The sequence below is a fragment of the Pseudoalteromonas sp. SR44-2 genome, assembly GCF_014163745.1.
In the GTDB taxonomy this organism is placed as follows: domain Bacteria; phylum Pseudomonadota; class Gammaproteobacteria; order Enterobacterales; family Alteromonadaceae; genus Pseudoalteromonas; species Pseudoalteromonas distincta.
This window is the reverse complement of record NZ_JACJDW010000016.1, coordinates 39205-50678: the sequence shown is the minus strand read 5'-3', so window position 1 is coordinate 50678 and position 11474 is coordinate 39205. Positions and strand designations below refer to the sequence as shown.

14 protein-coding genes are annotated in these 11474 nt (G+C 35.4%); 7 read left to right on the top strand and 7 right to left on the bottom strand.

Going from position 1 to position 11474, the window contains the following annotated elements; all coding sequences use genetic code 11:
* The first annotated feature begins 110 nt into the window (after window positions 1–110).
* Entirely contained in the window at window positions 111–581 is a 471-nt protein-coding gene (gene greB, locus H5115_RS11435; RefSeq protein ID WP_039489102.1) for a transcription elongation factor GreB, read from the top strand.
* A gap of 76 nt (window positions 582–657) precedes the next feature.
* On the opposite strand, the gene H5115_RS20220 is transcribed toward greB, so the two are convergent.
* The 4 genes from H5115_RS20220 to H5115_RS11420 all read right to left on the bottom strand — a co-directional run bounded on the left by H5115_RS20220 (window position 658) and on the right by H5115_RS11420 (window position 3453).
* Window positions 658–786, bottom strand: coding sequence for a hypothetical protein (locus H5115_RS20220; RefSeq protein ID WP_259396385.1), 129 nt, complete (start codon window positions 784–786; stop codon window positions 658–660).
* Between the two features lie 213 nt (window positions 787–999).
* Window positions 1000–1389 carry a tautomerase family protein gene (locus H5115_RS11430; RefSeq protein ID WP_182755366.1) on the bottom strand — a complete coding sequence of 130 codons (390 nt, stop codon included), beginning with the start codon at window positions 1387–1389 and terminating at the stop codon, window positions 1000–1002.
* Window positions 1390–1397: 8 nt separating this feature from the next.
* On the bottom strand, window positions 1398–2582 hold the full coding sequence (locus H5115_RS11425) for a YbfB/YjiJ family MFS transporter (RefSeq protein ID WP_182755364.1): 1185 nt from the start codon (window positions 2580–2582) through the stop codon (window positions 1398–1400).
* A gap of 1 nt (window position 2583) precedes the next feature.
* Window positions 2584–3453 (bottom strand): LysR family transcriptional regulator, encoded by an 870-nt coding sequence (locus tag H5115_RS11420; RefSeq protein WP_024604644.1) that lies wholly within the window; start codon window positions 3451–3453, stop codon window positions 2584–2586.
* 88 nt (window positions 3454–3541) lie between these two features.
* Here H5115_RS11420 and H5115_RS11415 point away from each other — a divergent pair, with 88 nt between their 5' ends.
* The 5 genes from H5115_RS11415 to H5115_RS11395 all read left to right on the top strand — a co-directional run bounded on the left by H5115_RS11415 (window position 3542) and on the right by H5115_RS11395 (window position 8291).
* Window positions 3542–4609, top strand: coding sequence for a nitronate monooxygenase family protein (locus H5115_RS11415; protein ID WP_024604645.1), 1068 nt, complete (start codon window positions 3542–3544; stop codon window positions 4607–4609).
* A 628-nt stretch (window positions 4610–5237) separates the two neighbouring features.
* A complete protein-coding gene (locus H5115_RS11410; protein ID WP_154904073.1) occupies window positions 5238–5879 on the top strand; it encodes a hypothetical protein in 642 nt (213 codons plus the stop codon).
* 268 nt (window positions 5880–6147) lie between these two features.
* Window positions 6148–7524, top strand: a complete 1377-nt coding sequence (locus tag H5115_RS11405; protein WP_154904072.1) for a hypothetical protein — start codon at window positions 6148–6150, stop codon at window positions 7522–7524.
* Window positions 7525–7534: 10 nt separating this feature from the next.
* Window positions 7535–7939 (top strand): hypothetical protein, encoded by a 405-nt coding sequence (locus tag H5115_RS11400; RefSeq protein ID WP_154904071.1) that lies wholly within the window; start codon window positions 7535–7537, stop codon window positions 7937–7939.
* 4 nt (window positions 7940–7943) lie between these two features.
* Window positions 7944–8291, top strand: coding sequence for a hypothetical protein (locus H5115_RS11395; RefSeq protein ID WP_206016195.1), 348 nt, complete (start codon window positions 7944–7946; stop codon window positions 8289–8291).
* Window positions 8292–8497: 206 nt separating this feature from the next.
* On the opposite strand, the gene H5115_RS11390 is transcribed toward H5115_RS11395, so the two are convergent.
* The 3 genes from H5115_RS11390 to H5115_RS11380 all read right to left on the bottom strand — a co-directional run bounded on the left by H5115_RS11390 (window position 8498) and on the right by H5115_RS11380 (window position 10990).
* Window positions 8498–8947 (bottom strand): antitoxin Xre/MbcA/ParS toxin-binding domain-containing protein, encoded by a 450-nt coding sequence (locus H5115_RS11390; RefSeq protein ID WP_182196133.1) that lies wholly within the window; start codon window positions 8945–8947, stop codon window positions 8498–8500.
* An 88-nt stretch (window positions 8948–9035) separates the two neighbouring features.
* Window positions 9036–10469: a DEAD/DEAH box helicase gene (locus H5115_RS11385; RefSeq protein WP_182755362.1), complete on the bottom strand. Its 1434-nt coding sequence runs from the start codon at window positions 10467–10469 to the stop codon at window positions 9036–9038.
* Window positions 10466–10990, bottom strand: coding sequence for a hypothetical protein (locus tag H5115_RS11380; RefSeq protein WP_039490532.1), 525 nt, complete (start codon window positions 10988–10990; stop codon window positions 10466–10468). Before H5115_RS11380 ends, H5115_RS11385 begins: the two co-directional genes overlap by 4 nt.
* A gap of 100 nt (window positions 10991–11090) precedes the next feature.
* On the opposite strand from H5115_RS11380, the gene H5115_RS11375 reads away from it, so the two are divergent.
* The gene (locus H5115_RS11375) at window positions 11091–11327 is read left to right on the top strand and encodes a helix-turn-helix domain-containing protein (protein WP_004588153.1); all 237 of its coding nucleotides are present in this window, start codon (window positions 11091–11093) and stop codon (window positions 11325–11327) included.
* The last annotated feature ends 147 nt before the right edge of the window (window positions 11328–11474 follow it).

Sequence of the window (11474 nt, the reverse complement as noted above, 5' to 3'; positions counted from 1 at the left end):
ACGGTAGTATATTATCAAGTAATGATAAAGATAACTTTCTCCCGGTTGCAACTTTAGATGCTGTTAAAAAAGCATTGCAGTATTTGTAATATTGGGATGGGGCAAACTAATTGTATACCAATCTAATAACGCGTGAAGGATTAGACAAGCTAAATAAAGAGCTTAATTACCTTTGGCGCGACTACAGACCTGAAATAACAAAAAAAGTAGCTTGGGCTGCTAGCCTTGGCGATCGTTCAGATAATGCCGATTATAAAGAAAATAAAAGATTACTTAGACAGATAGATTCTCGAATTAGGTTCCTTAGAAAGCGCATCGAAGCAGTCAAAGTTATTGACTACTCTCCTCAACAAGTCGGCAAGGTTTTCTTTGGGGCATGGGTAGAGGTTGAAAATGATAATGGTGAAACAAAAGCTTTTCGCATAGTTGGCCCTGATGAGATCTATGGTCGTAACGATTACATTTCTATTGACTCTCCTATGGCCAGAGCGATGCTAAAAAAGGAAGTTGATGATGATTTTCAAGTTAAAACGCCAGTAGGGATAAAAGAGTGGTTTATTAACAAAATTGAGTATAAGTAAAGAGCTAGTACAGCTTATGCAACAACTAACTTGAAAAACTCCGAAAGAGAGTATTTATATTTCAGCCTTCTGAGCTTTAGTCATCAAAATCTCTTTTGGTATAAAGACGGTTAGTCTGCTTAGAGCGAGAAGCAGACGGTTGAACAAACTCATTTTTGGACAAAAATGTTTTTAAGTCGTCGCCTATACCAGGTGAATTTCGCATAAAAATTATACACCATCAACGCCTCAAACAGCGACTTGGTACCCACTTACTAATTTATTTACTTGATATAAAGCTAAGGTACTTTTTAAATAAGTGATTTCGGTGTCTTCAAGTCCCTTTATTATGAATTTATTTAGTCACCCCTTAGTAGCCAAATGATATTAGCCCATGAGGGTGACTATTATAGCTGGTTGGATTGAATTTATTTATAACTCAAAGTTCTTTTGTAATGAACTGAGCTTGGCCTTTACCAAATGACCAGTCACTATCTCCATTTTCAATAATTGATACAATCAGATCTTCCGAGTTTAAGTTACAGTCATTTTTTAAGTTTTTAGCTAATAATTCGTAAAATTTCACTTTCTGTATTTGTGTTCTTTGACGTGATACCACAGTGAGTAAAACAACATCTTTAGTTCTATTGTAATTTAACCCAGTATCTTCAAGTATTAGCTCTTCTTCAGAGTGTTGTGTAACGCTTTGATATCTGTCAGTGGTTGGGACATTAAAAGCTTCAGCCATAGCTCTATGCGCAGAGTCAAGTAAAGTTTTAACTTCATCTTTTGTTCTTCCTTTAATCAAATCAAATTTCAATAATGGCATTTTTTTCCTTAATTATAAGAGGTTGGTTTTTTACTTTGTTTGCACAACATTGCAGCAAACAAAAGAGAAAATGTAGCAACATAGAGAGATATTGATAAACTATGATTCACATTGTAGAGGTAATTCGCAATAATAGGCCCTATGATTTGGCCAACACCATGAGCAAATGTCATATGTACAACCAGATTTTTCTTTATACGATTCCCTGTATGGTAAGCTGCTGACATAGCAATTGTTACAGTACCCATGAAGCTTCCACCTACTATAAAAGCACTAAGAATATAAATAGGTATATTTTGAGAGAATACAGGTAGAAGTACGCCTATTGCTTGAACAAACAAGTTTAATGTTAGCGATAAATTATGCCCAAATCGGTCTTGTATTAGGTGCCAAAAATAACAAGAGGGTACAGCCCCCAAACCAAAAACAGCCCATAACTGAACAGTGTTAAAATTAGGAAAGTTGAATTTTAAAATAGCTGGTAAATAGGTTGCTGTGATGATGTACCCGAACCCTGAAAGTCCATAAATTAAAATTAATGAGTTAACTTTAAATACATCAACATTATTATGGCTCTGTGTATGATCAATATTTGTAGGTAAGCTTGACTTTATTGAAGTCCTTTTCAAACCAAGGACACAGAAAGCGCCAATGAGAAAAGTGACACATCCAAGTGAAAACCACATGCTTTGGCTATCGAAGTCATAGTTAATAATTAGAGCTAATATCTCAGATGAGAAAAAAATTCCAATACCAACGCCGGAGTATAAAACAGGTACCTTTCTAGAGTGAGATAACACACTAAATAACCACAATGCAGAGTACACCATCGAAAGAGCGCTGAATACCCCAGCAAAAAACCTAATGTTATATATCAGATAAACATTTTCTACGGCTGACAATAAAAACAAACAAGCAGTCGTTCCAAGTATGGAAATAACACATATTTGTTGTGATTTTTTTTTGCTTAGAACACCACACAACAAAGCTCCGAGTAAATAACCAGTGTAATTTATTGAAGCTGCTATGCTGCCCTGTTTGACGGTTAATATTCCATCAATAAGCATATAGGGGTATATTGCTGTATAGGCAAATCTTCCGATTCCCATTCCTATAAAAAGCACACTTCCAGCGATAATGGCGGAAAATAGCTCTTCATAACTAGAGTTATTTTTAAAGATAAAATATGGCATATTATCGTTTGGTTAGTAATTTAAGAAAGTTCTTGAAAGCTGGCACATCAAATTCTTTCCGCCAAATTATCAAGGTTTTAGATTCTTTAATTCTTAAGTATGATATTGATGCTGGTAAATCCATTAAATCAAGCACACTTTTAGGTAATACAGTGACAGACATTCCGGAAGCAACGTAAGCAGCCATCGCATGATATGAAGACATTTCGTGAATCTTCCAATCAATTGAGGAGTTAACATTTAAAATGTTTTCAGCTATTTCACGATAAGTACAACCTTTATGGAATGAAACAAGGTTCCTAACTTTAATATCTTTAAAGTTACTCGTTTTCTTCTCGGAAATTGGTACTAACAGCAATAGTTCTTCTGACCAAACTTCTTGTGTATTTATACCAAGCTCAACTAAAGCTTTATCATTATCAAATACATCAGGTAAAGCTAAAAATGCACAATCCAATTCACCATTCGAGACTTTCTCAAGTAACTGCATAGATGTTCCTGTAGTTAGAGAAATATTTGTGGTGGGATAGGCGATATTATATTCAGAGAGTACGCTTGGCAGCCTGCTCGCTGCTGTACTTTCCATGCTCCCTATAATTAATTGCCCTCCTATACTTTCACCCATAATGGCTTGCCTTGCCTCATTTTCCAAAGCTAATAGTTGCTGGGCATATTCGTAAAATTTACGTCCTGATGACGCAAGTTTCATTTTTTTTCCAGTCCTTATAAAAAGCTCGACACCTAAATCTGATTCAAGCTGCTTTATTTTTGTTGTTACATTGGAAGGTGCCCTCCTTAACTGGATTGCAGCTTGGGTTACACTTTCATAATCGGCTACGGTACAAAAAATGCGAAGAGATCCACTATTCATTTAATTCTCATTTTGATAGTATTTAGTTGATTACATTCTCGAAATGAGAATATAATATATTCTTCACTTTGTAAATAGAGGTTCTAACATGCCATGTAAATCTTTACTTTCCTTGTTAGGTGTTAAATTACCTATAATTCAAGCTCCAATGGCTGGTGTATCAACACCATCATTGGCTGCTAAAGTCACTAACGCTGGAGGAGTTGGCTCTATTGGGATTGGTGCAATGTCTAATGAAGATGCTGAAAAAGCAATTTCTGATACAATGAAACTAACAGACAAGCCTTTTAATGTTAATGTGTTTTGTCATCAAACCCCCAGAAAAAATATTGAATTAGAAAGAAAGTGGATAAATCAATTTTTGCCAACTTTCAACTCATTTAAAACTCTACCTCCGAAAGAGTTAAAGGAGATTTATCAATCTTTTAATGACTCAAAGCAAATAGACATATTAATAAAACTTAAACCTAAAATTGTAAGCTTTCATTTTGGGCTGCCTTGCCCTGAATACTTAGAAGTTCTCAAAAATTTAGGGATTACAACCTTAGCGACTGCAACTAGTCTAGAAGAAGCACATTTAATTGAACAAGCAGGTATTGATATAGTTGTAGCGCAAGGAATTGAAGCCGGCGGTCATAGAGGTGTATTTGAGCTCACGAGGACAGATGAAAAACTTAGTACTATACATTTATTGAAGAAAATTATTTTACAGACTTCACTTCCAGTAGTTGCTGCTGGCGGCATCATGAACGGAAATGATATTTTTAATGCTTTAAATAATGGTGCGATGGCTGTGCAAATGGGCACTGCTTTTTTACTATGCCCTGAAGCAAATGTAGGAAAATATTACCACTCAAAGATCAAACAGTGCGAGAAAGGTATGACGACGATAACAAGTTGTATTTCAGGCCGTCCCGCTCGTGGTATTATTAACCAGATCATTAAAACAGGAAATGAATTCCCACTATCATCTATTCCTGATTATCCATATGCTTATGACTTAGCAAAACAACTCAACAATGCTGCTGTTAAGTCTAGTTCAAATGATTATAGCGCATTATGGGCTGGCACCGGAGTTACAAAAGCAAGAGAGATGACTGTGGAAAACTTAATTAAAACTCTAGAAAGAGAAATAAATGAGGCTAAGCAAACGTGAATTGCTGTTCATTATGGCAAGATCGTTTGGTAATGTTTAATTTTTAATAATCTAAATTTTTTGATAACCGTACTAAATCTATAAAGCCACGATAAACGAGGATTTATAGATCTATTAAGCTAGTTGGCTGGGTCCAATTACTTTGGTAATTCAGAGTTTAAGTAAGATACAGTTTCGTGCACATTATCCGTTAATGCGAATACTTTATAACCCCAACAAATGATAGAGGATTATTTTAAAATCAAAAGTTTGAACGGTCGCCATTCTTAAAGTAGGCTTTTAGAGTAATTTTTCCAACTCGTTTTGGGGCAGAAACGAGCTACGATTGAAGGTCCGCTGGCACAGAGCCGAACTTCGTCAAAGAGCGATTTGTTGTCATTGTTTTAGATTAAAATATGATGACTAAATTAGACGCTTAAGCAACTATTTTCTTATATATTCATTTAAATGATCAATGTGTTCATATTGTTCGCCCCAGCTTTTCTTGTAGGAGATAGAAAACTTAGTGATAGTAATGTCTTAGGTAATTTGCTAAAACTGTACAAAGTAGATAAGTGAGCGTGAGACAGGTAGAAATATGCGCGCTCGCGCATAGTTAGATTATTAAATGCTAGGAGGTTTAGTGCGCATGGAAGAGATATATCCAGCCGAAGAGTTACAAGACAAGTTTGAAGCCGAAGTCACCCTCGAATACTACTTCATGGAAGACGTAGACACTATTGCCAAACTTGAACCGAATTGCTTATGTGAAATCGGTGGTAACTCTTGGATGCATTATATTGAGTCAGGGGCTAAAGTTAACCCACGCAAGTTAAGCAAACACTTTGATAGCGGGAATCCATTTCTTTTCAAAGAAGTTGAGAAGGTTATGAAAAGAAAAGTTCTTCAAGACATAATGCTAGTGCATGCCAAGGTACAAGATCCTGAACTAGAAAATAACATTTGTGGTCAATTGCTTCTTGCTAGAGTTTATCCAAATAACTTACATATATCGGATGTTGAATTTAGCAACCCATATGAACCAGTACCAGAGAATGAGAAAAAGCATCATTTTCATGAATATCGTAGCCTTGGTCTGTTTGCCAAATTACTAGTAAATATTATTGCTTACGGTAAGAAAAATCGTATTTCGAACGTTACGCTTTCGGCCGCCTCAGATCACCAAATTAAATATTTTAAATCACACGGTTTTAGTATTGAGAACAACAATTTTGCAAAAGATGCTCTTGAACATGGTGTGAGTATACCAATGGTGCGTATATGCATATAACAAGCAAAAGCAGCAGGGCGGCTTCGCCACCGTTGGCACTTAGTCGAACTTCAACTATTCAGGGTCGCCGTTAGCCTAGTAATAATAAGAGGAAATATTTACCTTTTCCATATGTTAAAAAAGCTACGGCAAGTATAATATTTTTAGCTGGCAATAACTTACACTATTTGCTATCAGTATAAGTTCATAAAATAAGGACGTTTTCGCGTGAAAATAGGGAGAGTGTACTCTGATAAAGCTGTTAAACGATTCAAGAAATAAGGTGCATATGGATATATTCAGGCCAAGAATAACTGATCATCATGGAATACATAAATCACAACATGATTTAGACTTTGCTATTCAATTATTTGATGAAGACATTCCCCTATATGTGGACCCATTTCTCTTATGGAAGTCTCCATCTATGCAAGATCAGTCTTTGCATACAGCTATAACAAACTCTTTTAACCACCTAAATTTTCTAATAAAAAAAGGCAGGGAAACTGAGGCCATAGAAACTCTTATTAACTTGTCTGAATGTCCAGAAGTTGGGTTGGGTGTAGCAAAGAAACGCAGGGGGCAAAGGATAGGTAAAAAGCAAGCTATTGAGGTTCTTAATTTATTTAAAGATATACCTGAATATAGTCAATTTGGCTTCACCCATTTTGAGCTAATCCAACTATATGTTGGTGGTATATCAAAAGACAGAATTAGTGATATTGCTTGTAATTATATAAAATCTTTCCTCATTGATTATACGATTGAACAATGTGCTATTAATGGAATCCCAACAGAGGGTGTCATTCTTGATTCTGTATATAATTACCAAAAAAATTCTTTTGAGTTAAATCAAAAGGCATATCTTCCAGTTAACCCTAATACTAAAGAGCCTTTGATTTTTACACCAAAGCGTTGGCTTAGATTTAATCCCTGTATTAATTTCGAGGACTATTTTAAATCTCATTGTCCTAGAGATGAAATTTTTAACCCTAATGAGCCAGAAGAGCGAGTTAAAATATTAAACTTCAATAGAGATAATTATGGTGTCATCGAAGAATATATAAGATACAAGGAAAGAACTTCTCAAGATTGCCAAAACGACCCATTGTTTAGTCAGATTCCTGTCTTATCTGCGAAAAGAAAATTAAGCGACCTTTTAAAGCTTAACTCAGGAAAAGAAAACGGTGCAGATATAAAATATGAGGAATTATCAGCGGACTTATTAGCGACTCTATTCTATCCGCATTTGGACTTCGCACAAACACAGAGCCGAACAGAATCAGGCCGTCATATTCGTGATTTGATATTTTACAATAATCGAGATATTGATTTTCTCGATGAAATATTTACTGAATATGAGAATCGTCAACTTGTAATAGAGATGAAAAATGTAAAGAAAATTGAAAGGGACCACGTAAATCAGCTTAACCGCTATCTTCAACCAAATATTGGTAGGTTTGGGATATTTCTTACAAGAAATCCATTACCCAAAGCAATGTTTAGCAACACTATTGATTTATGGGCCTCACAAAGAAAGTGCATAATTGCAATTACTGATGATGATTTGAAGTTAATGGTCGATGTTTACGAAAGTAAACAGCGTGCGCCAATTGAAGTTTTAAAGAAAAAGTACATTGAATTTAGACGCTCTTGTCCCTCTTAAAGGAACTGTAATGAACAGAAATAACGTGGATACATTTGAAAAGCTATCAGGGCAATTATCGAGTACCTATGAAGAAATTTCCTTGCTGTCTAAGAAAAATCCAAATGACGCGGTTAACAAGTTCAAACTCAAGTTTGTTAATAAGCTGATATCACAAAGTAATGACTATTTGGCGGAAAAATACAAGCCATTCGATGACTTCGACAACTTCGATGAGGATGATATCCCACAAAATAGTGATGTTGTATTTATACTTTCGCAGTATTTACAGTGTTTTGAAAAGCAAAGAGCAGACAATGTTGTAATCAACCGTGGCGCTTGGTACTGGCGCGTTCAAGGAAATGATGAAGATAAACTAGATGAAGAGGGTATGGTGTTAATTCGTACCATTAAACCTAAGAAATTAAAGGACTGAAAAAGTGAGTATAGATAAATTATATACGTCTAATGACAAGGCAAAAACCCATGATAATATGATGCCTCTGCTAAATGCTATGTATTTAGAGTTTAAAGAATTATCTAAGAAAAAACCTGACTCTGCGGTTAGTAAGAGCAAGATTAAAATAGCCAATCGTTTATTAGATAAAGTTAGAACAGTTCTCAAAGATGAAGACTCTATCGACTTTTTAGACCTTCTTGAGGAAGACGACATCCCTCAGGTAAGTGATGTTACGTTGATACTATCTCAATATGTCGCTTCAATGAATGCTTTCCACAATAAGCATTATGGTTGGGATGGTTCGAAACAGACTTGGTACGTAAAGTAGTAAAATCGCTTAACAAATGACTATGTGCTGAATGCCCGCTTTTGGCACAAATGCGACTATCAGAGAAAATTGAGTCATTAATAAGCTCAAATCAACGTTTTAATCTCTAAAGTGATAGCTTCTTGTTAAGTTAAGAAAAGGATAGAACTTGGTTTCATGTTGGCAGTCTGTTGATCGTGCGCTTTACGTCCTAAGACACTTTACTCTTAGGCGTTATAGCCATATTTGAGCCTGTTTACGGTATTTTTAATTAATTCACGGCCAGCTATTGTATCTATAAATGTTAAAGGTTTTTTAGAGTCGAATTGGAGTGACGAGGTATTTAACCAAATATTAAAACGTTCTATATTTTCAAAGTAATCAAGACAAAAAGAGCAGACTTTTGCAATTTCAAATGCATTTTCACTTAAAGTGGTATTTAAGGGCTTTAATTCTTTTTTATAGCGTACATATGAGCTCTTGCTAGTTCTAATAGCTGAAGAAAATGCTCGTATATCCCAGCCTAACTCTATCCTTAGACGCTCAGCATTTTTGATATATACACCTTGATGTATAAAGTTAATTTGCTCTAGGTGACTTGAACTTTCACTGATCTTTCTATTGGTTAAAATCTCTATAAAGTCTATTTTTTTATGAATTTCAGAGAAGCTATACATAGCAACACCTTAAATTAAGTTATATTTCCTCGTGTAACTGAAATTGATGTTACCTGTAGAGGTCTACTTGAGGTAAATTCTAGCGTATTTACCGCAATTCACTTAACCCTAAAGCGATCGCTTCTTGTTGAAAACGGCCTGATATATTAATAATTCGCTCATAGGCACCGGTTAAAAAATGTTCCTCTGTCGCTTCAGGTCTATTGCTCATAACTGGCTGATCAAAAAAGTCAGCAAAGTTATCAAAATCAAACTGAGCTTTGGAGGTTTTTTTATTTTTCTTATTAAAGGTCATTTCACTTAAACCTTCATCTTCAGTAGGTTCTTCAGCAGTAGCTTTCATCTTTTCAAACTTAACTACATCAGCTTCAAATGGAACATCTTGATTAACTCTATACGCGTACTCTAAAAGCTTAGGTTCGGCAGGCATGTACATAATAGCTTCTTGGTTTTTAGAGTTTGTTACCCTCAGTATACGGCCCAATATTTGGCGATAATGCATTTCTGTTTTTATGTTTGTAAGGTGGCAGCAAACCTGCAAACGAGGGATATTTGTACCTTCGCTAATCATACCAACAGAAATAATCCACTTAGTTTGTGCATACCTAAACTGCTGAATAATACTTGTAGGTTCATTTTCTCGGTAGGTTACAACAGTGCTATCCTCGTCAAAGTGAGTTCGCATTAACATAGAGATTTGATGGGCATGCTCAACAGACGATGCAACAATCAACCCCGCTGCATCGGGGTTTTTCAATCTAAATGAGATAAGCTTTTTTTGAGCGGAAGAAATTATGTATTTTATTACCGCTTCATTTTCAATAATTTCTTGATAAGAAACGCCAGAGTAGTTTAATAACGCTTTAAAGCAGTTAAATGTTTTGGTTTCAACGTCATCTACAACTGTAATATGGCTATTATCAACAGCTACTATTTGTGGAACCCGACAAACATTATCTCCAATAGCCTCAGAAAGCCCGTAAACGTAGTCACACGCTATTTTATTGTTAGGTTGCTGATACGATGAAAGAACAATAGGAGCAGCGTCAGAACGCCAAGGGGTGCCTGTTAAGGCTAATGTATACTGTGCTTTATTTTGAATGTTAAGTATTATCTGCTCACCCCATGCATTTGCATTGGCAATATTAGAGCCAGCACAATGATGAATTTCATCAAATATTACAAAAACACGATATCGTTCAAATAACTGCCAAAAGTGCACATCTAAATACTGTAAGCTTTGATAGGTTAAAGCTCTACCTTTAGCGCCAATAAGCCCATCAAATCGTTCATTCGTTTTTAGCTGTAAGCTTTCCTTAAAGTCTTGAGAAACAATAGACGACGGTGAAAAACAAATAATCACATCGACCATATTATTTTTTAATAACTGGTTAGCTAATTCCGAAGCCATTAAGGTTTTACCCGCCCCAGGAGTTGCCAAGGCTAAAAAGTGGCTATTGCCGCTCTGGTATTGTGTAAGCGCTAAATTAATACACTCGGCTTGCCATAGTCTTAGTTTCATATTTTCTCTAATGCTTCGTTTTGCTTCATTAAGCCTTCAATCGCTCTAATCTTGCCAAGTATTCTTGTATTGTTGTCTCTCGCTTTGTTGTATTGTGGCTGAAGTTCATCTACTAATTCGGGTGACTCCAAATAAAGCTCTTTGTATGCCTCAGATTCCCCCATATTCAATAATAGCTCGGCTTTATAATGATTTAACTTACTAAGTAATAGCGCGTGCTTATCATCTGCCTTTTCTGTAGTTCCAATAGGTATTGCACTAGCTAGCTGAGTAATTACCTCAACGTTAAAGCTTTCTGTTTTATTGAATCGCGTAAATCCTTTTTTATTTGATACCATTTTTTTCAGCCAGCCTTTTTTAACAAGCTTGATCAATTCGGCATATATACTTCGCCTAACTGCTGTAGGTACCAAAGAAGAATCACTTTTTAATGCTAAGTACGCCGAGCGTACATCGCTTGTTGTAAAGTTATCAAAATTTGGTGCAACAATAATTTGAGCTACGAGAGGGTCAAATTTCAAAGTAAATCCTAATAAACTTCTTATAATAATGGGTATTATAGGGCGTGGTAGTTAAGCCCTCAACATGAAAATCTAATCATTTTGCCTTGAGGAAAACCAGGTGAGTGATTTAGTTAAACATTTTGGTGAAAAGCTACGAGAAAAACGCAAAGAAGCAGGCTACTCGCAAGAAGGTTTTGCCGCCTATGTCGGTATAGAGCGCGGTAATTACGGAAAAATGGAAAGAGGTAATGTTAATATTAAACTCGAAACCTTATATAAATTAGTAAACGCATTAAATTGCGAGTTCGAAGAGATACTACCGGCAAGGCAAAAGTATAAAATTGACCTAGATTAACCAAAAACTACTTGGTACTAATATATTATTAATTTTTTAATTAATTAGGGTATATTAATCACTATTACCTCAGGAATATAAATAAGCGAGTGAGTTGCTTTAAGCAAAAAAATCATCTCAAACTCACTGGCTAACAAGGACTTAATT